General features: G+C 64.4%; 31 protein-coding genes. 3 read left to right on the plus strand and 28 right to left on the minus strand.

What is annotated here, in order from left to right:
• Positions 1–30: 30 nt before the first annotated feature.
• From K940_RS0113100 to K940_RS28165, 25 genes are all read right to left on the minus strand, one after another.
• Positions 31–1,779 (minus strand): terminase large subunit, encoded by a 1,749-nt coding sequence (locus tag K940_RS0113100; RefSeq protein WP_028477926.1) that lies wholly within the window; start codon positions 1,777–1,779, stop codon positions 31–33.
• Positions 1,751–2,209 (minus strand): phage terminase small subunit P27 family, encoded by a 459-nt coding sequence (locus tag K940_RS0113105; protein WP_028477927.1) that lies wholly within the window; start codon positions 2,207–2,209, stop codon positions 1,751–1,753. Before K940_RS0113105 ends, K940_RS0113100 begins: the two co-directional genes overlap by 29 nt.
• A gap of 94 nt (positions 2,210–2,303) precedes the next feature.
• Complete coding sequence (locus K940_RS31590) at positions 2,304–2,639, minus strand: HNH endonuclease signature motif containing protein (RefSeq protein ID WP_036528471.1); 336 nt, start codon at positions 2,637–2,639, stop codon at positions 2,304–2,306.
• A gap of 615 nt (positions 2,640–3,254) precedes the next feature.
• On the minus strand, positions 3,255–3,494 hold the full coding sequence (locus K940_RS0113120; RefSeq protein WP_028477929.1) for a hypothetical protein: 240 nt from the start codon (positions 3,492–3,494) through the stop codon (positions 3,255–3,257).
• Complete coding sequence (locus tag K940_RS0113125) at positions 3,484–3,663, minus strand: hypothetical protein (RefSeq protein ID WP_028477930.1); 180 nt, start codon at positions 3,661–3,663, stop codon at positions 3,484–3,486. The genes K940_RS0113120 and K940_RS0113125 overlap by 11 nt, the downstream gene beginning before the upstream one ends.
• Positions 3,664–3,738: 75 nt before the next feature.
• Positions 3,739–3,870, minus strand: coding sequence for a hypothetical protein (locus tag K940_RS33930; protein ID WP_255342592.1), 132 nt, complete (start codon positions 3,868–3,870; stop codon positions 3,739–3,741).
• A gap of 167 nt (positions 3,871–4,037) precedes the next feature.
• Positions 4,038–5,120, minus strand: coding sequence for a hypothetical protein (locus K940_RS0113130; protein WP_028477931.1), 1,083 nt, complete (start codon positions 5,118–5,120; stop codon positions 4,038–4,040).
• 21 nt (positions 5,121–5,141) lie between these two features.
• On the minus strand, positions 5,142–5,474 hold the full coding sequence (locus tag K940_RS33580) for a hypothetical protein (RefSeq protein ID WP_028477932.1): 333 nt from the start codon (positions 5,472–5,474) through the stop codon (positions 5,142–5,144).
• A complete protein-coding gene (locus K940_RS0113140) occupies positions 5,474–5,908 on the minus strand; it encodes a RusA family crossover junction endodeoxyribonuclease (RefSeq protein ID WP_051407151.1) in 435 nt (144 codons plus the stop codon). The genes K940_RS33580 and K940_RS0113140 overlap by 1 nt, the downstream gene beginning before the upstream one ends.
• Positions 5,905–6,204, minus strand: a complete 300-nt coding sequence (locus K940_RS0113145) for a hypothetical protein (RefSeq protein ID WP_028477934.1) — start codon at positions 6,202–6,204, stop codon at positions 5,905–5,907. Before K940_RS0113145 ends, K940_RS0113140 begins: the two co-directional genes overlap by 4 nt.
• The gene (locus tag K940_RS0113150; RefSeq protein WP_155980847.1) at positions 6,201–6,434 is read right to left on the minus strand and encodes a hypothetical protein; all 234 of its coding nucleotides are present in this window, start codon (positions 6,432–6,434) and stop codon (positions 6,201–6,203) included. The genes K940_RS0113145 and K940_RS0113150 overlap by 4 nt, the downstream gene beginning before the upstream one ends.
• Positions 6,435–6,711: 277 nt before the next feature.
• Entirely contained in the window at positions 6,712–7,287 is a 576-nt protein-coding gene (locus K940_RS32295; RefSeq protein ID WP_155980848.1) for a helix-turn-helix domain-containing protein, read from the minus strand.
• Complete coding sequence (locus tag K940_RS0113160; protein ID WP_028477937.1) at positions 7,284–8,036, minus strand: hypothetical protein; 753 nt, start codon at positions 8,034–8,036, stop codon at positions 7,284–7,286. The genes K940_RS32295 and K940_RS0113160 overlap by 4 nt, the downstream gene beginning before the upstream one ends.
• Entirely contained in the window at positions 8,033–8,263 is a 231-nt protein-coding gene (locus tag K940_RS0113165; RefSeq protein ID WP_028477938.1) for a hypothetical protein, read from the minus strand. Before K940_RS0113165 ends, K940_RS0113160 begins: the two co-directional genes overlap by 4 nt.
• A 148-nt stretch (positions 8,264–8,411) precedes the next feature.
• Complete coding sequence (locus K940_RS28155) at positions 8,412–9,440, minus strand: hypothetical protein (protein ID WP_196812188.1); 1,029 nt, start codon at positions 9,438–9,440, stop codon at positions 8,412–8,414.
• Positions 9,437–10,264 (minus strand): PD-(D/E)XK nuclease-like domain-containing protein, encoded by an 828-nt coding sequence (locus tag K940_RS0113180; RefSeq protein ID WP_028477939.1) that lies wholly within the window; start codon positions 10,262–10,264, stop codon positions 9,437–9,439. The genes K940_RS28155 and K940_RS0113180 overlap by 4 nt, the downstream gene beginning before the upstream one ends.
• Positions 10,261–10,800, minus strand: coding sequence for a WhiB family transcriptional regulator (locus K940_RS33935; RefSeq protein WP_051407152.1), 540 nt, complete (start codon positions 10,798–10,800; stop codon positions 10,261–10,263). Before K940_RS33935 ends, K940_RS0113180 begins: the two co-directional genes overlap by 4 nt.
• The gene (locus tag K940_RS0113190; RefSeq protein ID WP_028477940.1) at positions 10,801–11,022 is read right to left on the minus strand and encodes a hypothetical protein; all 222 of its coding nucleotides are present in this window, start codon (positions 11,020–11,022) and stop codon (positions 10,801–10,803) included.
• Complete coding sequence (locus tag K940_RS0113195) at positions 11,019–11,207, minus strand: hypothetical protein (RefSeq protein WP_028477941.1); 189 nt, start codon at positions 11,205–11,207, stop codon at positions 11,019–11,021. Before K940_RS0113195 ends, K940_RS0113190 begins: the two co-directional genes overlap by 4 nt.
• On the minus strand, positions 11,204–11,365 hold the full coding sequence (locus tag K940_RS32300) for a hypothetical protein (RefSeq protein WP_196812189.1): 162 nt from the start codon (positions 11,363–11,365) through the stop codon (positions 11,204–11,206). The genes K940_RS0113195 and K940_RS32300 overlap by 4 nt, the downstream gene beginning before the upstream one ends.
• On the minus strand, positions 11,365–11,625 hold the full coding sequence (locus tag K940_RS0113205) for a hypothetical protein (protein WP_028477942.1): 261 nt from the start codon (positions 11,623–11,625) through the stop codon (positions 11,365–11,367). The genes K940_RS32300 and K940_RS0113205 overlap by 1 nt, the downstream gene beginning before the upstream one ends.
• Entirely contained in the window at positions 11,622–11,801 is a 180-nt protein-coding gene (locus K940_RS0113210; RefSeq protein WP_028477943.1) for a hypothetical protein, read from the minus strand. The genes K940_RS0113205 and K940_RS0113210 overlap by 4 nt, the downstream gene beginning before the upstream one ends.
• A complete protein-coding gene (locus tag K940_RS0113215; RefSeq protein ID WP_028477944.1) occupies positions 11,798–12,115 on the minus strand; it encodes a hypothetical protein in 318 nt (105 codons plus the stop codon). Before K940_RS0113215 ends, K940_RS0113210 begins: the two co-directional genes overlap by 4 nt.
• A gap of 137 nt (positions 12,116–12,252) precedes the next feature.
• Entirely contained in the window at positions 12,253–12,513 is a 261-nt protein-coding gene (locus tag K940_RS0113220; protein WP_028477945.1) for a hypothetical protein, read from the minus strand.
• A complete protein-coding gene (locus K940_RS28165; RefSeq protein ID WP_051407153.1) occupies positions 12,510–12,755 on the minus strand; it encodes a helix-turn-helix transcriptional regulator in 246 nt (81 codons plus the stop codon). Before K940_RS28165 ends, K940_RS0113220 begins: the two co-directional genes overlap by 4 nt.
• 168 nt (positions 12,756–12,923) lie before the next feature.
• On the opposite strand from K940_RS28165, the gene K940_RS0113230 reads away from it, so the two are divergent.
• On the plus strand, positions 12,924–13,550 hold the full coding sequence (locus tag K940_RS0113230; protein ID WP_081706334.1) for a helix-turn-helix transcriptional regulator: 627 nt from the start codon (positions 12,924–12,926) through the stop codon (positions 13,548–13,550).
• 639 nt (positions 13,551–14,189) lie between these two features.
• Positions 14,190–14,867, plus strand: a complete 678-nt coding sequence (locus tag K940_RS0113240) for a helix-turn-helix domain-containing protein (protein WP_196812190.1) — start codon at positions 14,190–14,192, stop codon at positions 14,865–14,867.
• A 3-nt stretch (positions 14,868–14,870) separates the two neighbouring features.
• On the opposite strand, the gene K940_RS0113245 is transcribed toward K940_RS0113240, so the two are convergent.
• The 3 genes from K940_RS0113245 to K940_RS28170 form a co-directional block, all read right to left on the minus strand.
• Complete coding sequence (locus K940_RS0113245) at positions 14,871–15,680, minus strand: alpha/beta fold hydrolase (protein WP_028477949.1); 810 nt, start codon at positions 15,678–15,680, stop codon at positions 14,871–14,873.
• Positions 15,681–15,855: 175 nt separating this feature from the next.
• Positions 15,856–16,203: a hypothetical protein gene (locus K940_RS0113250; protein WP_196812191.1), complete on the minus strand. Its 348-nt coding sequence runs from the start codon at positions 16,201–16,203 to the stop codon at positions 15,856–15,858.
• Positions 16,204–17,577: 1,374 nt separating this feature from the next.
• A complete protein-coding gene (locus tag K940_RS28170; RefSeq protein WP_036528478.1) occupies positions 17,578–20,781 on the minus strand; it encodes an arabinosyltransferase domain-containing protein in 3,204 nt (1,067 codons plus the stop codon).
• A 171-nt stretch (positions 20,782–20,952) separates the two neighbouring features.
• On the opposite strand from K940_RS28170, the gene K940_RS28175 reads away from it, so the two are divergent.
• The gene (locus K940_RS28175; protein ID WP_051407154.1) at positions 20,953–21,522 is read left to right on the plus strand and encodes a TetR/AcrR family transcriptional regulator; all 570 of its coding nucleotides are present in this window, start codon (positions 20,953–20,955) and stop codon (positions 21,520–21,522) included.
• Position 21,523: the final 1 nt, after the last annotated feature.

A 21,523-nucleotide genomic window follows, 5' to 3' on the forward strand; every position in this document is an offset into this window, starting at 1 on the left:
TGTATCCCATTGCCGCCTTTCGTGTATCGCTCAGACGACCATCAGGCCGTTGTCTTCGTAGGCGCTGCCCTGGTCGGGCTCGCTGTCGATTGCGCGAGCGAGAGCCATGATCAGCGCGGCAACACCGTCGATCTTGTCGGCCGCGTGGGCTTTGTCCGGCTTGACATTTCCCGCCGGATCGAGCGCGACCGCGAAGTTGTCGACCATCCACCGCATCGCCGGATTGCCGCCGTGCCGAACGATCGGAGTCTCCTCGGTGCCCTGCAGGACGAGCCGCTGCAGCTCCTTCGTCGGGCTCGACAGCGACGCGTACCCCTGCCCGATCGTCACCATGGGCGCACCCTCGGCGACGAGGTTGTTCACCAGTTGCGATGAGTTCCACCGGTCATAGGCGATCTCGACCACGTCGAAAACCGCCGAATCCCTGAGGATCTGCGCTTCGATGTAGTCGTAATCGGCGACATTGCCCGGCGTCGCGGTGATGATGCCCCGCTGCACCCAGCCCGACGCCGCGCCCGCTGTGCGCTTGTCGAGCGCGACGAGGTTGTCCTCGGGTGTCCACAACCGCCACAGCGCGTCGTAACCGCCGTGCTCGTCGGGGAACAACCAGCACAGCGCGCATAGGTCGCTCGTGCTGGCAAGGTCGAGCCCGCCGTATGCCCGGCGTCCGTGCAGTGTCAGCTCGTCGACGATGCTCGCGTTTCGGTCCCATGCCTCAATGTCGAGATATCGCTGTGCCTGCTTGGTCCGTACGCCGAGGTGCAGACGCATGTAGCTGGCGTGGTCGGCGGGCGACTGCCGCGCCTTGACCGCGGCTTGCCGTAGAAATGCCCGCGTCGGCGATATTCCGTAGCCGGGGTTCGCGGCGCGCTGCGCGTCCTCGCTGTACGGATCGAATCCCTCGGCGGTCTCATCAGCGGCCCAGATCACGCCGTAAGTGGCCGGGTCTGTGAGCGCGCCGCGGGCGAGCTGCTCGACGAGCCTGCGCTTGCGGTCGTACGAGGTTTCCTTGCGGCTGGCGTCCGCGGTCGTGATGAACACGATCAGCGGTTGCGACCGTGAGCCGGTGCCGGTCTCGATCGCCTCGACAAGGTCGTTGGTCTTGTGCAGGTGCAGCTCATCGATGATCCCGCCGTGCAAATCGGCGCCGTGCTGGGCGTCGCCGGCATTCGCAACCGGCTGAAAGTACGAACCGGTACGTGGGTGAACGATTTTCGCCTTGTACGTCTTGACGTGCTTACGTAGCGCGGGCGCCTTCTCGGCGAGCTGCTTGATCGGCGCGAACACAAACTGTGCCTGCTCGAGGCGAGTCGCCGCCGCGATCACCTGCGCGCCCTCTTCGCCGTCCGCCGTGGTCAGGTAGATGCCAATACCGCCCGCAATCGTCGACTTGCCGTTCTTTCTGGGCAACTCGACGTACGCCGTGCGGATGATGCGCACGTACAGGCTGAGGTCGGCATCGTAGTGGACCCATCCGAACACCGGCGCGAGCAAGTAGGCCACTTGCCACGGGTCCGGTACCAGCGGTTTCCCAGCGACTCGGCCTTTCGTGTGCCGCAGGTTGCGGAACACGGCCAGTACCTTGTCCACCCGTTCGGCATCGAATCGGGCGCCTGGCTCGTCACGCGGTTCGGGTGTCTTCCACCGGGGCGGGCAATCGGGCAACGGAATACCGCGGCTGAGCAGGTACCACGCGATCTCGGGCGAGAGCTTGAGCTGTGCGAGTTCCTCGGTATCGGGCAGCTCAACGTCAGGCGAAAGGGTTATCGTCCGGCTCATCGTCGCCACCACCACGCGAAACACGCGCCTCGGCCGATGGCGTGAGTCCGAACTCCTGCGCCATCGCGCGCAGTTGCGTCGTCGCGGTCTCGAGCACGGTCACCGCGGGATTGCGCTTCACACCATGCTCGGTTGGCACGGTGAATCCGTCGCGCTCGACCTCCCGTGCGGCCTTGACCCACCGTGCCCAGGTCTCGCAGTACACCGCCAGTGCGGCCCGGTCCTCCTCTTTGAGCAGGTCCAGGCGAGCCAGGCCGGGCACCACGCGCTTCCATTCGCGTTTCGCCTCGGCAGACAGCCACGTCGGAGGCTTCGGCGGGATGCGCCGGAACGCTGGGGGTTGGGTGACCGGTCGGCCACCGCTGTCGCGGCCTTCGGATCGCCCTTTGAGCAGCCGAAGGTTAGCTGGCGCGGCAGATGGTCCAGGCATTTCACCTCCCGCTTTTTTCTTGGGTAACTTGAGCGCGAAAAAGGAAGGCTACCGCAGCGTGGTCCACCCTCTGACCTGCGGAAATGCAGACCCCCTACCCCCGTGTGCGGCGGGCGGCGCGGGCCTCGGCCGCAGTCTTGGCCTGATGGCAGGAATGGCACAGTAACTGGAGGTTGTCCCAGTCGTATCGATCGCCACCAGCACCGACCGGGATGATGTGGTCGACCTCCGTGCCGAGAGCTACACAGCCAAGGGACTCGCAAAGGTCCCCATCGTTGAGCTTGGCCTCACGCAGCGTGCGCCACCGCCGCGTACTGCCACTGCCGGTATAGCCGTTGCGCCCCGACCAAGCGGGCAGGCAGAGGCAGCGCTGCCCGCTTGGCACGGTGTTGCGACACCGGTTGCATACCCGGGGCGGCTTGGCAGGCACGAATCAGCCGATCACCCCAGCAAGCAGGGCGAGGACGATGGTGCCGACGCCGGCGGCGACCTCGCCCCAGTCAACATCGGACGCGGCAGCGGACAAAGTGGACAGCATGGCTTCCTCCATCGGGTGTGAACCATCCGGGATTTCCGAATGCTGAGGACGCAGCGCGCAGCGTGCCCGCGGTCCGAGAAGTCCGGGTTGCGGCGGCGGGAAGTGGCGCCTTGGGGGTGCTTCGGTGGGGTCAACACCGTTTGACGCGCTGCGGGGTCTGGGATACGACGAAACCCACCTCGGGTGGGATGAGCACGGGTACGCGCCGGCGGGGCACTGCGGCCCTGGTCAGGGCATGAAAAAACCGCGCCAACAGTTTCCGGGGTCGGGTCGTCGGTCGCGGTTTGTAGTGCCACTGTACATCACAGCCGCTATCTGCTGTACATAGTGATCGAACCAGCGCGCCGCTTCCGCGAGTTGCGCCTTGTAGCGCTGCTCGACTGATCACCGGTAGAGGGGGCGCTCGGGATCGGTGGGTTCGGCCTGGGTGCCCTCGTCAGTGGCGGGTTGTGGTGCCAAACCACAACAGCCGGGATGATCTCGTAGCAAGACACCCCGGCGGCCGTGTTACCGACGCAGGTCTGTGCGTGCTCCGCGCCCAGGCCGCGTGGCGTTCCATTCGTCGATGGTCTCGGTCAGCCAGCCACGGATGGTGCCCACGGGTAGAGTGCCGTCGTCGTTGACCGGCCCGACGATCACGTCGGGGTCGGGCAGCTTGTACCGGCTGAGCGCTGGGGCGACGACCCCGATACGTTCGGCGACTTGCGCCCGGTTGAGGTAGCGCGCCGGGCGCTGGTCATTCGTCACGGTCGAATCTCCTGAGGTTGTAGATCGTGAAAGCGCCCAAGAGGCAGGTGGCCACCACGTAGATGGTGAGCTCGGTTCCGGATCGGCCGTCGATCATCGCCAGCGCGGTCACGATGGCCATGCCGGCCAGGCATGCGATGGCGAGCACGCGGACCAGGGTTGCGGGCATTGCGGTTCCTTTCCGATGGTGAGAAGCTGGTCCGGGTGGGAACCCGGGGCGGTGCTTTCGCCCCGGGCTCTCACTCTACTTCCGCCGCCGCTTCTTCTTGTTCTTCCGATTTCTCGGTGGCTTCACCCGGTGCTTCCCCTTGTAGGGCGGCTCCTGGTTGTTAACCCAGAACATGTAGAAGGTGAGCAGCAGAGTCGCAATTCCCATAATGACAATTGCGACGCGGTACCAATCCACATCATCTCCTCTGTTTAATTGTTGTGAGGGACTCTCCCTCACATCTCTAACTATACATCTCTGCGGTTGTATGTACAACGGTTTGGGGCAGTAATTCTCATGAATTACTCTGTGCCACAGAGATTTACGAGACCCTCCTAATGGGATGAGCTCTTCCGCACTGGGTCTCGCCGGATGGGGGATCGCACACTTACCTCACTGCCCGGCGGCGAGCCGAAGCGACCGGCCGGTTTATCGTGCGCCAATTCGAGGGCATCACCCACGCGATACACCGGCACCGCACCGTCCTCGTGCCGGTCGGTGATGCGCACACCGGCCCGGGTGCGGATGAGCCACGCGCGCCGCGCCAGACGGCCCTGGGCGGCCCACCGATAGCCGGTACGGCGCGCGATCGGCGAGCCGACTGCCGCGCAGGCGTGCAGCAGCTCGGGCATGGTGCACAACATCTCACGGGCAGCCACGGCTGCGCCGTCCTCGAGGCGGGTGACCTGGTGCTGCTGTTGGCAGGCCGGGCACCGCACCCACGTTGAGCCGGGTTCAGCCCACAGGTTCGTGTCACACACCTCGGTGGAGTCCAACTTGATCGGGCATCTGCCGAGGTACTTTCGGTCGGCGGGCCGGTCGATGACGCGCCGCAGATACTCGGTGCCGCCGGTGATGTCGCGGTACACCTCGTCGGCGGCTTCGAGCTGGCGCAACTCGTGCGGGTGGCAGGCGAGCCACACCGCAAGGCGTTCGGCTTCCTGCGTGGGCGTGATGAGATGCGCAGCGGTACGGCGGGCGACCCGCGCGCCGTTGGGTGGACGATCCTCGCGCACGATCACCGTGACCTCGGACGAGCCGCCTGCGTGTCGCGCATTGGCGGCCAGGACGGCGAGACTACGTGCGCCGATGGGGATCTCGACGCCGAGGTGATCAGCGAGCACGCGCGCCCACCCGTGCAGTGCGGTCGCGAGGGCGGTGTGCTCACGTTCTCCGAGCAGGCGCACGCCGCGCCCGCGATACTCAGTGCTGGTGTCCTTGATCGGCAACGTCGCCTCGGCCGGGCGCCTGCCGGCGCGGCCCTCGCCGAAACGCGCCTGTCCCGTTCGGGCGATCTCCAGATCAGCGACCAGTCCCGGTACGCCGAGCAACGCCTCGACGAGCGACCGGCCGCACACCTCACACAACGTGAGTCCGTCACTGACGGGTCGCTCGCAGGTACCGCACAGAGTACTCATTGGTGCCCTCGAATCATCCGGCTAACCCCTCTGTGCTGCTGCATGTTTGCGACGTGCGCGAGTTTCGGCGTGATGCTCGCGGTCGTAATGCAGGTGGCAGCCCTGACACATCGCACGCAGATTCGCCGGGTCGCAGTTCTCGGGCACGTGGTCAAGGTGAGCGGTTGTCAGGATCACCCGTGAACCGGTGCCATAGGCCCAGCCGCCGTGCACGTTCGGGCATCTGCCTTCATGTGTGCCTCGGCCGCATTCGCCGCTGCACTCGCACCGCCACCCGGCGCGGTCCTTGATGCCTGTCGAGATCGCTATCCAGTTCACGGGGTAGCGGCGGCGGTTCTCGGGTCGGATCGGCATCAGACCTCCATCGGTGTCACGGTGATCCACACGCCCGGCGTCTCGCCGATGGCGGCGAGCCTTTTGGAGGCGTGCAGGTCGGTCACCTGCGAGTCATCGGCGAACGCGATCCCGGTCAGCGCGTCCAGGATGGCGCGCGAGAGTTTGTCGACGTCCGGTTTCTTGACCGCGGGCGGGGTACGCGATTTCGGGGTGCTGAGCGGGCGGGGACGGACGAATGCGAGCTGCACTGCGACCGCACCGGTTCCGGGTGTCCATCCGTGCTCATGAGCAGCCAGGGCGACACGTTCACGCCATAGGCCGACCGATTTCGAGGACTCGACCATGCGGCCACCGCCGACGTGCTTCTTGCTGCCCTGTGAGGCGGCGTCGCCGGGCACGAATAACGGTGCGCGTGCTGCCTCGATCGGTTCTCCCGTGCGGTCGAGGGTCATGCAGCACCGCCTTCGGTGACGAGCATGAAGTCACGGCCGGTGAGCCTGTTCGCGTCCATCATGGTCGGCTTCATGACCTCGGTGCCCGCGTCGGTGGTGCGGGTAACCGAGCATGTGACCGAGCAGACGGGCGGCTTCTCGATGCCGCCGTACGCGGGCGGCTGGTAGACGCCGAGCACGGTGACGATCAGGTCGCGCACATTGCTGGTGCGGTTGTCGCGGTAGTGGTCGCCGACACGGACGGTCCGGCCGCGCACGCCGGTGAATTCGGTGACGGGTTCGGGCTCGACGATCATCGGTTGCGCTCCTTGCGGTCTGCTTCGCGGTATGCCTGCTGTGCGCGCAGGCTCGGGGTGGTCTGGTGGACTTCGGATCGCTCGCCCTGGGTCCAGGGTCGGCATACGGGGCAGGGGATCGGGCGGTACTCGTCGTCGTAGCCGAGCCAGCCGCTCCGGCATCGGGGGTTGTGCCAGGGGGCTGAATCGTCTTCGGGTTCGAGGGCTTCTCCGGTGCGATCGCGGGTCATGAATTCCACACCTCCGCTCGCGCGGTCGTGAGTTGCGTTGTGAAGTCGGCTACGCGGCGGGTTTGAATGGTTGTGGTTGGTATGGGTTGGTGGGGGGACACCCGTGTCCCCCAGACTCGTGTCAGATGTCCCCTAGACATTGCACAGATGTCCCCCAGACTCATTGGTGCTTCAGATATCCGAGGGACGCTCGTGTCCCTCCGACTCGGGGCCTGTGGATAACTCCGGGGGACACGGGTGTCCCGCGGACTGGACGCGGCGCGGCGCGCTCTGGGTGTCACTGGTGACCCCCAGACTCGTCGGTCTCCTCGACGCCGAGCATCGGCAAATCGAGCAGATCCGACGGGATCGTCAGCCGGTACGTATCGGCCAGCTTCGCGTGCCGATTCCCCTGCCGGGTGCGCTCGATCAAACCGAGATCCCGCAGCGACGACAGCGACCTCTTGACCGTCCGGTCCGTCACGCACATCACCAGCGCCAGACGCTCGACACCCGGCCGGATACGAGTCCCGTCCGGGTCGGCGTAGGTCGCCATCGTCAGCGCGAGGTGCTTTGTGCTCGAAGGAATTTGGACACGCCGAATGATGCGTTCCCACTCGAACCGATCGACCGGAACTAGCTCGCGCGTCGCGCCCGAAATTGCCTCCACTACGCGCCTCCACACGGTCGAAAGGGTGGACGCCCACCAGCCCCGGACATCCGTGTCGAATACGCCCCCCGGAGCCATCACGGCGCACACCGAACAAGCTGGCATGCTGTAATCTGCTGCGCTCGTGCATAATTCGCGTGCTACGGCCAGGGAGTCACCCTGGTACGGGGTGACTCCCTGGCCGAGGTAGTAGGGCGTGATCACGGCTCGCCGCTCACGGTGAACACGTTGTTCTCGATCTGGTTTGCCTCGTCGAGCAGGCCGGGCAGCCGGTACGACCAATCGCGCGAATACTCGCTGGCACGGGCGGCGCGGTGCCGGTCGAGCTCACGCGCCGTGCAGTAGCCGAGGAAGCTCTCACCGCAGCGAGCGAATAGCGCACCCGTGCCGTGGCCCTCGAATTTCAGTGCGGCACCGTAGGTCTTGGCCGCCTCACGGAACCGTCCGATGAACTCGCCGGTGACGGTGATTTCGTCGAGGTTGGTCGCCTGCGAGCGCTGCATCTGCTCGATCAGCTTGACCACGGCGAAAGACGCCGACTGCTCGGCCGACAGCCGCGGGAGTTGCAGGGCGCGGCCGTCGATCATGCCCGAACAGTCGGTGATGCGCAGCCGGTCGGGCAGCACCTCGAGCCGTAGCAGCTGCTCGGGTGTGATGCCGTCGCCCTGTGTGCCCTTGCCGCCTTTGAAGATCGCGAGCAGCTTGCCCACGTCGTCGGGCAGCAGCTCGACCGCGGCCAGGCCGTGGCCGCCGGGTGGCGGATCGCCCCACAGGGACACGATCGCAAGCGCGCCGGTGTATCGGTCGGTGGCGCTGACGGTGAGGTGCTGGCGTCCGAATTGCAGCCGTATCCGGTGGTGCGTCGGGTCCTCTTTGTCGGTGCTGGCGTGTACCCGGACCGAGCCGAGTGCCTGCCGGAAATCGCCGGTACCGACGATGACCGTCTCTCTCACGGTCTGTCTCCTGTCGGTTCATCGAGGCCTGCACCGTGTGCGTCGTCCTGGTGGGCTTCCAGCCGCTCGAGGCGATCGCCGATGTCGAGCAGCGCGCACACCTGTGCCCGGCCGATCAGGCTGTTGATCGCGACCATGTCGGCCCACGTCGGGGTGCCTGCTGCGGCGGTGGCGGCCTCGGCCAAGGCGAGTGCGGCTTCAGCCTCTACTCGATGCTCGGCGCTCACTGTTGGCGCTCCTCAAGTTGGGCCTCCAGCTCGGCGATTCGGCGACGTAGAATGTCAAGCTGGGCTTGGTGTCTCTCCGACGTGAGGTAGTCAACCTGCCGTTGTAATCGCCGGTTCTCGGCGACAAGGTCAGTTAGCTTGCTCATTGCTACTCACTGCCAGCGGGCTCGTCGATAGCGCCGGTGGGCGGGCCCGTGAGGCTGTCGGCCGACAGTCCGGTGATCCGGTCCGCGTTGGTCGCGGACCCGATCTCGGGAGGCGTGGCGGGTTCCGAGGTACCCTCGGCGCCGTCTGTCTTCTCCTCGTCCGGTTTCGCCTGGGTGGCAGCTCGTCGAGGTGCGCGCTTCTTCCTGCCGGTGCTGGTGATGTCGGCGGCGGGCACGCCTGCGTCGGGCTCGACGGTTGTCGGGTCGAACTCGTCGGCGGCGCTGGTCTCGCCGCGTTTGATCGACGAATAGATGACGCCGAGCTGCCCGACATCGTGCCCGTTCCACGTGCTCGAGGACCGGCCGAGCTTGGCCTCGAGCTGCTGCGTGCTCACGCCGATTTCCTCGAACAAGCGCAGGGCGTCAGCGATCCGGCCCGCGAGTGGCTTGCCGCCGCCGTTCTCGAGGGTCGCGTCGCAGTTCGCCTGTGCCTCTTGCACGAACCACGCGGGCAGAACGGCGAGGATCATCTCGCGCAACCGGCGCGCGCCGTTGTTGGCGTTGTTCTCGTAGATGTCGCGGGTTTCGGTGAGCTGGCGCGGACCCTTCTTGGTGTCGCGGATGTGTGGCACGATGAACGTCGTCGACGCGCGGGCGTTGGTCTGCATATCCCATGCGTGCGCGAGCATCTCGGATTCGCCCTTGGTGTCGTCGCGACGCAACTCCTTGAGGCCGTAATCGACGTTGCCCCAGCAACGAGCGAGCTCGCGGGCGAGATGGATCGAGACGCCGGTAACGACGCCGTCGCCGCGGTTGTAGCGGAAGTAGGCGCGGCTCGCGACGCTCATCTGTGCGGTCGCGTCGCGCATTTCCTGGACGGCGGCGGCCCGATTGCGCGGGCGCTGTTGCGCGACGAGTACAGCGGCCTGTACCTCGGCGACGGCGCGCGACTGCTCAACGATGGTTGCCTGCGAAGTGATCGACTGCCGGGCAACGGCTTCGGTGGGCTGGTAACGGTCGGGGTGGGTCATACGAGCAGCTCCTCAGCTCGGTAGCGAGTCCATGCAGAGATAGAGACGGTGGGGATTTCGTGGCTGTCGTCCGGCCACTCGTCGGCGGCCATGCAGTCGGCGAATATCTCGATGGCGCGGCGGTTGCACCGGCGACCGAGCGCCACGTCGGCGGCGTCGACGCGGGCGATGGTGATCCGGTAGGGCGGTGTCTTGCGTTGCGTGATGAATACGAAGTCGGCGACCTCGATGCCGAGTGCGAGCAGCCCGTCGACGTAGAACGGCTGTTGCATGAAGTAGCCGTACTCACCAGCGGCTTTGGCGAACGCTCGATGGCCGGACGATTTCGATGTCTTGTAGTCGACGACGATCCACCGGCCATCGGGCAACCGGGTGAGCCAGTCGAGACGCAGCCGTAAACGCGCTCCGGTCTGCTCATCGATCCACCACCCCGAGAGTTCGGGATCGCCCTCGGCGAGGTAGGCGCCCGCGAGGTCGTGCTCGAGCGCGACGCGCGCCATCTCGCGCGCCTGCTCGTCCTCGGCCTTGAGGATCGGCACCCGCCCGGCCGCGCGAATCTCCTCGCGGGCCTGCCGGGCGTCTTTCGATCGCCAGTCGGGCGCGTCGATGACGATAAGTTCGGCGCCCTTGCCGAGCACGTATAGGTGTGCTGCGTGTCCGAAATCAAAGTCGCTCTTTTGGATTCGCGGTTGCTTGCGGAATTCCGACGGTGAATCGAACAGGATCGTGCGCGCACCCGACGACGACAGGCTGTTACGGTCGGCGTGGTATTCCTCGTCAGGCACGTCCGGGTACAGACCCGGCTCGATGAGCGCCAGCGTCACGCCCTCACCCCCACCGGCTCGACGCTGAGGATGCGCGATGCGGTGTCGGCCGTGATCGCGGTCCGGACCCCGGTGCCGATGTCGCGGACGGTCGCCCGCGCGACGCCCGCACCGTTGGCAATGTCGAGGATCGTCATTCCGGCGACCTCGCGCAGGAACACGATGTGTTTGCGGACGGCCTCATGGTCGCCGGCGTCGCCGCGAGCGATGCGGCGGCACCCGGCACACGTGCGGAGATTGATCTTGACATGCATCTCTCGCCCGCACGTATCACACAGGCCGCTGGTGACATCGAGGAAGGCGCGCAACGCGGCCCGCTCGTCGTCCATCGAGAATCCTGCGCGGATGCCATACTCCTCGCCGGTGCTCAGGGCCTCGGCACCACAGGCGCGGCGCACCGGGCAGTCGACACAGACCGCCCGGACCACCGCGGAGCTCTGCGACGGGAACGGGAACCACAACTCGGGGTCGTGATCGCGGCAAGCCGCGCGGTCGCGCCAGGTGGGGATCGCGGTATCAACTGGCCTGGTCTTCACTCAGGCCACCCCCGCCTGATAGTCGAGATCCCGATCGCGGGCGCGGTCCCATTCGGCGTCCGGATCGTCGAGCAGCTCGGTACCGGGGTCCTCGTCGAGGTCGATACCGAAGCGGCGGGCACACCACGCTGCGAGCGCGCGCCCGATCACGGACGCGCCGAGGTACACGACCGCCTGGAGCAGGACGAGATAAACGACGACGGTGCAGAGTGTGATGATCACGCGGCATCACCGTGCTCGGTGGCCTCGGCATGGCTCACGATGTACGCGCGCCGGCGGCGCTCCTCAGCGACACCGATCACACGCTCGGCGTGGTGGGCGGACTGCCACCCGAAGGCGCGCATGATCATGTCGGCGGTGGACTCCGACATGGGCGTGCCGTCAGCGAAGTAGCACGGAATGCTCATCGCGCACCGCCGATTTCGGCCCTGGCCTGGTCGATGTCGTATCCGATCTGGTCGCGGTCGTTGTCCATGCCCTTGGCGCAAGTGGCGAGGATGTAGCCGGGCCTCTTGGGGTCGGGCACGAAACAGCGCAGGGCGCAGTACTGGCAGTACGGCCCCATCACTGCACCGCCGCCGACGTATACCGGGTGGCGGTGCCGCACACTGTCGGATGCTCGGCCAGGGCGGGGTTCGGCGGGCAGATGTACGAGGTGAGTCCGGCCGCCGTCACGTAGTCGACGCCGAGATCGATGTGCTGATCACACACGCACACGTCGGCATCAAGCCTGCCGTGCAGACCCCTGGCTACGGCCGTGTAGCCCTCGACGCGACGCACAGCCCGCGCCGTACATGTACCGATGGTCTCGAATACGATGCTCATCGCGCACCCCCGCCGATCCGGTCGTGCGTGGCCTCAAGATCGTCGGCGAGCTGGTCGAGCTCGGTCGCGATATCGGTATCGCCCTGCCAGAGGGCGTGTCGGGAGATCTCACGCAGCCTGGTCACTGCGGCGGTGTGCACCTCGGACGCGACGGCGTCCGCGAGGGTACTGGTCATCGGTAGAATCCCTTCGTTACTTCGTGCGCGACGAGCTCCACCTCGGCGCGCTGGGTTGAAGTGACGGTTTGGATGGCGCCCGGCACGAGATCACTCGTGTCGGGCGTCGCGGTTTCTGAGGCTCGTCGCGGACCCGGTGCCAGCCGCACACTGAGGGTCACGGCGATGGCAGCGAGCAGGATGCTCGAGACCGCGGTGATACGCCGCAGCTGTCGGGCCGCGTTGGACTCCGCCCCGACGAGGGCGAGCAGTACGGGCAGAACTGCGATGGCGACGAGTGACCACAGTGCGGCCACGGCGAGCACGGTGGTCATGGGGTCCTCCAATCTTTAATGCTGGTGTGGTGTGGTGCGTGCACCGGAAAGCGAGGTGAGGGGTCCTCGGCGGTCCTCTCCGGCGCACGCGATCCCTCGCTGGTGTCGGCATTCCTGCAAGGGAAACTGGGAAGCTGTCAGGCGGACCGCTTGCCGAGGCGGCGGCGGCTGCCTGGGGTCAGGCTCATGGGGTTAGGCATGGTCAAGGCAGGGCTAGCGAGCAAACGGATGGACTCGAGGATGTCGCTCTCGGTCATGCGCCAGTTGCCGCGGGCGATCTTGCGAGCGGGCAATTTCTGGGCACGGACTTTCCGAAGCAGCCAGTCTTCACTCGGTGCGCCGATGCGTTCGGCGGCTACGGACAGCGGGTAGGTGCGGTCGTCGCTGGTCGCCGTCATGACGCGATCTCTTGCGGCCCCGTCCGGGCGACCAGAGCCTCGACACTGACTTTGAAGAGGCGGGAAAGGATGCCGATCTCGTCGGTCGTGAAGGGGTATTCGCCACGCAATCGGCGACCCATGGTCTGGGGAGAGATACCAGTGGTCTGCGCCAACTGCTGCTGGGTGATCCCCCTGCGCTCCATCTCGACCGTGATGTTGGCCGCGATATGCGCCCTGAAAGCCTCAAGGCTGTCTTCCATGTATGGAAGATTAGTCTCCACGTATGGGAGGCGCAACAATTGGAGTCAGATTCTCTACTCCACCTATGAAACACTCAACACCAGAGCTGCGGAGACGCACCGGAAGTGGAGACAGAAGGATCTGTCAAGGGTGTCAGTTGTTCCATAGGTAGAGATACACTCCCTTTCATGGGATACACACGTCCACGGGGGCCATGGAACCGCGCCTTCGCCCACGAAGTAGTCCGGCGGCGCAACGACGCCGGACTTTCACAGCGAGAGGTGATCGAACGCTCCGGACTTGCGCGCTCGACATACACCAAGTTCGAGCTGGATCAGGCAGTGCTCACGATGGACCAGATGGCACTGATCGCTGACGTACTCGGTGTGCACGTCGAGGATCTGGCGCGCGGCGCCCGATTCCGAGTGGAAGCCGCCGAGCATCTAGATCTGCCGGAATCGGATCTGCGGGCAATGTCGTCGGAAACGTTGGAGCGTCTACTCGGGGAGCAGAACTCGTTTACTCAGTCAGTCGCTGCTGGGATACGTGGCGAGCTCGCACGCCGCGGCATGACGATAGAGGATCTAGCAGTAGCTGCACGACTGGAACTCGACCACCTGGCACCGCGGTTACGTGGCGAGCTACCGCTCGACCTCAACGATATGGCTGCGATCGCCCGCGCTTTCGATATTCACCCCGACGACTTGATGCGCTTGGCCGCCATTGCGGCCCGCCCGCCCGCGCACCCCGAAGGGATGCCTGCACCAGTTGAAACTGCGCTGGTCTATCACACCGACGGACCATCACTGCAGTAAGGACTGAGAGCACCCGACGGAACGGGTAACACTAGGCCACTCCCACGGGTGCGCGAGGCGCCACACCCAGCGCAGCTGTGTCGGATCATCGTCTGAGTTCGGCGATGCCCACAGCTCCTGCAAGATCCGTGCAGCTTCGCCGAACAGGATCGCCTCGTCTCGCTCACTCGCGTCCATGCACGGGATCACTCGCACCTGCTCGGGTCCAATATCGAGTTTTCCGACGTGCGTCATCAGTCGCCCTGTCGAGTGCTTCTCGACATGTACTGGCCCCAGTGCTCCCCGACTCACATAGATCCCTATCGCGGCCAAATCCCCATCGGGCGCCCACAGCAGGTGGGTGCTCCGCAATACCCTCATCAAGTCCCCTCTTGTTGCGTCCCGCTATGCAACCTGCCCGATGCCGACTTCACCATCAAGTGACTTCCGTCATGCCAACGCAATAATGCTTCGGCATCAACGCTGGTCAACTACATGATCAACATCCAAACACCGCATTTGCCCAGATTGCAAGCGCAGAGCGCCTTTTCAGCTACTCACACTGTGAGTAGCTGATCCACAACTACTCTCGGAGTGAGTAGCTGAGTGACCAAGGGAAGTTGCCCTATGATTTCTAGACTCCAAACTCCGACCCTGGGTATGTATGTCAAACGCCTCCGAAGTCGTCGGGGATGGACACAACGGCGCATGGCGCAGATCGCGTGCGTCGGCCTCAGCACGGTACAGCGCATCGAACAGGGCGCTGACGCCGACTACCAGGAAAACATCGTGGAGAATCTGGCAAATATACTGTGCGACAACGACCACGAGCGCGCGTACATGTCAGCACTCGCAGGCAATCCGACAGCAGCACTCGCCGACGTGGCCGCCGTAGGCGACATCGCTTCCCTACTGGAATACGTGTCTCCAGTCCCCGCCGCATATCTAGTTAACTGGAAGATCGCCGCTGCCAACGAACAATATCGCGAGCTTATGCCCGGCTTAAGCGTCGCGGACAGTCTGCCGCACTGGATGTTCCTCGACGGTCGTTCCAAGCTGGTGATGCCGGACTGGCAAAAGCTGGCCGCGGATACCGTGGGCAGCCTTCGCTACTCTCTCGTCACCGCCGACGGCCACGGCGCAGCCGCCGACATTGTCGGCGATTTGATACCACGGCCCGAATTCCGCCGCATCTGGGAGTCGTGGATTGTCCACGCGCAAAGACCCGCGAGCGCGACGCGGCGCATCTGGTCACCGTCGATGGAGCAGATGGTCACGCTGCGCGAGGCGCTGATCCCCACAGCATCAGGGCTACTGGTCGTCGACTTCCCAACGTGAGAGTTAGGACGGCAGACTGTCGAGCCACGTCAGGATCAGCGGATCGGTCAACTCAGGGTGCGTCCAGGTCACTGCGTGGGCGGCACCGATCTCGTCAATTGTTTCCACCTGAGTCGGGCCGCCAAGCTGCTGAGCTAGCGCAGCGGTCCGAGCGGGAGTGAAAACTTGGTCACCACTGCCGTGCATCAGCAGCGCGGGAGCAGTGATGTCCTTGATCATGTGCTCGATGCCCTCGCGATCGATCAAGGCCCGCCCGGCCAGTCTCAACCGCCGCCGATCCCCTGCGTTCCACTTGTCCAGCCACACCCGCCGGTGGCCCTCCCGATCGCCCCCGATCAACTGGGCCGCGATAGGTGCCGCAACAGCCTCCATCGGCGTGTCGCCGAGGATCCAGGTGTCCATGAGGATCTGCTCGTACGCTACCCGCTCATCTACCTCATAAGCATCGGCTCTCGAGCCGATCAGGATCAGGCCGCGTACACGGCTGGGATACAACAGAGCCATCCGCAATGCTATCCAGCCACCTTGGAAGAGACCACCCGCAACGATCTTGTCCAGCTTGAGGTGGTCGACAACGGCCCAAACGTCCCAAGCCAACCGCCAGTAGTCGAAGGGGGTGTCCGGGTCCTCGGTGAGGCCGTGGCCGCGGGCATCGATGGAGATTACGCGATAGTCGGGTGCAAGAGACGCTTCCTGTGGCGCCCACATATCGGTGTCCAGAAAAATTCCGTGCATCAGCACTACCGCATACCCGCCGCCGCCGGTGTCGCGGTAGTGAATTCGGGCTCCGTCGTCGGTGGTCACGTACGGCATGGCGGCCCCTCCCTGATCAGATTGACGTCGCCCGACCATAACAGCAACGTGTTCTAGGTGGGAGCGGAGAAACCTCCCATTCGGTCGTTGACCGCGTTGACGCCGTCAACGGGGGCCACTAAAGTCCCAGGTCGTACGAAGCGCGGCCATCCACTCCCGAGCGTTCTGGCGCTGTTCACGGCGTTTCAGCAGCGAGTTGCATGGGGTTCAAGTCCCCTCTCGCGCACAATGACCGTGGGGGCTGTGCCCGTTTTCGTGCTTCGGCGCCTGCCCGCCGATCAGAGACGGCCGATAACTGTGATGCCGGACGGACCAGCCCCTCGATCGCTCGCCCCCGACCCGGATCGCCCTCGGCGCCCCGACGCGGCAGCCACTGCACAGTGGTCGGACCGACCGAGCTGCCGTAGGTGATCGTGCCGTCGAATCCGCGAGCCAACTGCCCGCCCTCGACCAGCCGAGGCCACGCCGCGTCGGCGTCGCAGCGGGTCACCCGAACGGACGCGGCCCACCCCGTCCTACGCATCACACCACCAACGTGCGCCCCACACCCTCTTACTGTGTCGCCCCACCGTGACATCCCGACGTATTCGTCGCCGATTCGGCATCGCTATGGGGCAAGACAGACGGTCGAAATGAGCGCCCAATGATGTTCTGTCACAGCAAAATAAAGCCGCAGGGCACATGCGCCACGGTCCTTTCACATGAGAAAGGCTGCCTGGTAAGCCGATTCCCTGGTCCAACGCCCCCCGAAACCGACGCAGCATAGTTCGACATGCCGATCGCCTACACCGAACGCAACAGGGTCACACTCCTGAGTAACTCCAAAGTATCTCCCACGCGGTGAGAACCGCGAAGCCTATCGTGATGGCGACTTCCGTTGTTCACGATACGCACTCGGCTGTGTCATCACCTCAATTGAACCAGACAATACTCATCATTGACGCAAAAACGACTGCCGGTTAACGTTGCTGCGTGGAGCCTCGACTAGCGCTCCTCTCCAATCACGTTGGGAAGAAACAATGCTCGTTATTGCCCTGACTGCTCTCGGCTTGGGTATCCGAAGGATCCTGCGCAGGAAAGGTGACAAGCCCAAAATCGACTTTTGCTCCACCAAGAGATTCCTGAGGTCGAAGCAGTCCCCCTAAGAGATGGCTAAGAGATCTCTGAGGGTCGAGGCAATCTCGCCAGGAGATTTCCGAGGTCGAGGTAGTCTCGTTCTCCAACGAACTGCATTATTGACCAACCGATTTCGATTTCGGACCACCGCTGATGAGCGTGGCCATTGCCGATCCATTTTTCTCGACTCGTGCCGATCCTGAGCCGGATAGCACAGACAGGAATACTTGTGCGTTGTTCTATCGGTCGCGCCGAGTTGCTCTGAACAGCAGGCGATCCAGTGAATCGTGCGCCTTTCATCTTTGGTGTGTGAATTTTGCATTCTTGTAGTACGTGGATTCCCTCGATGTTTCGTTGTTCGCAGACCGGGTGGGGAATACACCGGACTCCTGGGCATATCCGCAGGGATGCAGTAGCCCAGGGTCCCACCGCGACCGTGTCAGCGCTACCTGGTGTCAGTGGGACGAACTGCCACCGACCGCTCGCCAGAGCATCACCGCCCTGTCGGAACAATGGGTAGCCGACAAACTTCTCCCCGAAATGGGATTCAGCCATTTGGCTTACCGCGACCCACTCACCCTGGGCCGCATCGGAGGAGCCCTCGCGGGCGCGTACCTACCCGGATTCTCGTTGCACCGCCTCTTCTACCTTCTCAGCACCACCCAGAGAGGAACAAAACCGAAGCAGATGCGCACATCTGCGCCGCAACAGAGATGATGAAGTTCGAGCGCCTGTGCTCAGTTTCGCGCCCAACGCTGTTCGCGGTCCCGATCACGCGCTCCTATCTGATCGCGAAGTTCATCGGTCCTGGACTCCACAGTCCGGAGCGCTCGACGTCTGTGATGTCCAACCGCGCCGCATCGGCCGTCGGGTAGTACGGCACCAGTTTCTGGATCCGACCCCAGTCGCGCCTCCAGTCGTCACGCAGATAGGAAGGCATGACCTCGGCTCGGGTCAGCAGATCGGTGTAGCCGAGCGGCCCACCCGAAGTGTGGCTCTGCCAGTTGCTGGTCATAATCGTGGCAGCGAACCCGGGAGTGATGCGGTATTCGGGCACCTCGGCCACCCCGGCGCGATGCCGCATCGGCTGTTGGCACGGGAACTGCAGGCCGACAAGCCAATCGAGAAGCACCGGTGTGGAGTTGCCGACCAGCGAACCGAGGGTCTGCAGCCGTGGCACACGTGGTGGAGTCACCGCCACCCATTGCCGAGTATCGGCGCTGTCGACCGAAGCGACGATACGGACGGCATCAGCCTGGATCGGCAATCGGTTCAACGGTACTCGCAGATTTCTCCAGGAAGGTTGGAGCACGTTGACGTCGTCGGGTGTTATCCGTCCCAGGGATCGCACGGCGTCCTCTCCCACGACACCGAATTCGATCTGGACGCTTTGGCCCGGCACCGGCATGTCGTCGAGGTCGGTCGAGGCAATGCGGCCGGCGGCTGCGATGGCGATGATCTCGCCGCGAGTGTGGGTCTGTGGATCGGGCAATCGGTACCACCCGGAGACCAAGCCCTTCTGGGTGCCGGGATTGCCGTAGCTGCCGAGCACCGGTGTGGTTGCCGGATCAAGATCGAAGGGAAGCGGGATGGCACTGCCGTTGATACCCGTTCGGGCCGTGTCGTCGAGACCCGAACGACTATCGGTCTCCGTCTTGGTGGTCGTGCCGCTGCTGCCCAGCGATTGTCCGACCGAGGCGGCCGCCGCGTTCGACGCATCGGGGATCAGGTCGACCAGATTCAACCCATCGGCGGTGAATCCGTCATTGGTTCCAGCGCCGAGCGCCGTGGCGGGATCGCCAGAAAGTGGCTCGAGGACACCGGCATTCGGGTCCGTCTCCACGAGCACGTCGTTCGCCAGTGCGCAGGGTTGCCCACCGAGCGCGGCCAGGTTCGACTTCGCTATCGAGTAGGCCGGGTATTGGCTGATCGCAGCCTTCACGAACGAGACCACTTCGAACAGCACCACCAGGGCGATGGCCACGGTGAGCATCGGCAGCCGTCTGCGGGCCGGTCGTCGTTCGCGGCGGAACGGTTCACGGATGTGTTGCCACCCTGCCACAGCAACGGTGAGTAGCGAGAATGCGAGAAAAACTGTGCCGATGGAGATTCCGTGAATCGAAACCGGTTTGTCCCACCAGGGGATCTTGTAGCTGGCTACGTACCACCAACTGTTGGAGCTGGCGAACGACATGGCCAGTACCGCGAGTACAGCGGCGGCGAACAGCGCGCGGTTGCGTGACGATCGAATCACCCGAGGGCCGACCACGACCGCGGCGACCACGGCCACCGCACCGGCGAGTCCGGCGAAAACACCGAGGTGATGGGTGAATTTCGTGGGAGAGAAGGTCATCAGCACAATTGCGGCGATCGTCGTGCCCACGATCCGCCGGGTCGGCCCCACAGCCAGGCCCGGGATTCGGCCACCGCGGCGCATCAACGCCAGCACCGCGACACCAATGGCCAGCAACAGCGTCAACATGGCGAATCGTCGTGCCAACGAACCGTCCGGCATCGGCTGGAACAGATTCTGATATACCAGGTATTCGTCGTACCATGGCATATTCGGGCCGACGACCTTGTGCGCCCGATACATCGTGGCGACGGCGGAAATCGGCTGACCCACGAATACGATCGTCAGCACGACCAGACCCGATGCCAGGGCAGGCGCGGCCAGAGCCGGGTAGCCGTAGCTGCGGGCCCGGTCGACGATGATCTGCACCAGTGGGCGTGCACCGGCCAACAGCGCCGCGAAACAGATCAATCCGGCAGGATTGGTGACGATTGCCAGAGCAGCCGGGATCAGCGCCACCGCGGCCGGTGCCAACCGCTTGGTTGCCAGCGCACGTTCCATCGACACCCAGGTCAGCAATACCCCCAGCGCCACAGCGGGCTCGGGGCGCAGACCGTTGTTGTAGGGCAACCAGAAGGCCAAGAACAGCAGGCCGCCCGCCCAGATCGCTGCCCGCTCGGTTCGAGCCGCAATACCCAGCCGCGGTACCACCTCACGGCTGATCAGCAGCCAGCACACCACAGCGATGATCAATTCCGGCAGTCGGACCACGATACTCGCGGTCGAAATCTGTGCCAGCATGCCGAACAGGTAGTCGTACGGGATGCCGATCGGCGTCTCGGGCACGCCGAAATACGCGAAGTAGTTGGCCAGATAGCCTGCGTGCCCGGCGGTTCGAGCCATTCCGAGGATATAGCCGTCATCGGCGGTGCCCGCGCCGATGAAGTACCACAACACCAGAGTCCCGATGATCACGCTGTCCACCAGCCGGGGCTTCCACCAGCGGCTGGGAAGCACCCGGTTGCGGCGACCGTCGAGGCAATCGAGCCGATGCAACGCCCACAACGCCAGTACCGTGGCGATCAGGGCTGCGAAGATCGCGACCAACTTCCAGACCGTGGGTGAGGTCGTGAACCGTGAATCGACCTCCACGTCGACGCGCACGCCCGCCGCAGCCGGATCGAGTAGATCCGTGAAGAGCCCGACCAACTGCGGCCGGACATCTCCCTGAACCGTCACAGTCTCGCCGATTCCGACGTTTACGCTGGTGCGGGTGCTATCGGACACGATCGCCACCCGACAGCCCAGCGGCAAACCAGCCACCGGTGTATCGAGCAGGGTCCGATCACGCAGCACCACCTGCAGTCGATCGACGCCTTGTTCCGACCGGACCACCACATTCAGCCCGTATTGCGAGGCCTTCCCGGACTGCGGCGGCACGGTCGACACCACGGTGCCACCGGACCGACCGAGGTCTGTCGTTGCGGCACACGGGACATCGACTGTCAGTTTCGTCGGCGAATACGACACCAGTGGCGCTGTGACGTTGCTCGCCTGCTCGGCCTGCGGCCACGAGAACGACGCTTGCTCTTGATGCACCGGAAGAAATGGCACCGCCACAGCCAACAGAGCGCCGATCACACCTGCAGCGAAGGCAATTCGGCGCCACCACCGACCAGAGTCTGTTGCCACCTGCGTTCGAACCGCGTTCGGTAGGCGTTCCCTGCTCTGAGTTACGGTCACGGCCGAGCCTTCCCGATGGCTGGTTGGCAGTTCTGCGTACCCGCTCGTCGTATCGCTGAGCGATACCGTGTCCCCGTCACGGATCAAAGATCTAGTTGAAACACTTGTTACAGTCAAACCGTGACAAGCCGGACCGACTCGCAGAAGCGTGCTGCACTGCTCAGGCAGGCATCCGAGGTCCTTTCTGGGACGGGCGTTGTCGACACGTCGCTGCGATCACTGGCCGCACAGGTCGGCACCAGTGCGCGAATGCTGATCTACTATTTCGGGTCCCAGGAGCAACTGATCCTCGACATCCTTGCCCACGAGCAGCGCCAATTCGTTCCGGACCCCGAAATCTCCACCTCGCTGGCAGACCTGCGTGCCTACATACTGGCCGACTGGGAATCGATCACCCGAGGAGAGCGGCGCGTCGGTGTGCGCATCCTGGAACAGGTCTTCGGCGCAGCCTGCGCACAAGACAGCCCGTACGCTGCATACACCGCGCAAACCCTTTCGCAGTTGATTCACAATTTCGAAGCGCGTCTGCTGGCTGTCGGCATGCCGCCCGACATCGCCGCGACGCGTTCGGTCGTCGGTCTCACCGCACTGCAAGGATTCGTCATGCGCTACTTCACTGCCGAGGATCCTGCAGCCATCGATCGCGAGTTCTTGCGATTGGTCGACGATGTCCTGCTCGCACCCTTCTGAC

The organism is Nocardia sp. CNY236 (assembly GCF_000482385.1).
In the GTDB taxonomy this organism is placed as follows: Bacteria; Actinomycetota; Actinomycetes; order Mycobacteriales; family Mycobacteriaceae; genus Nocardia.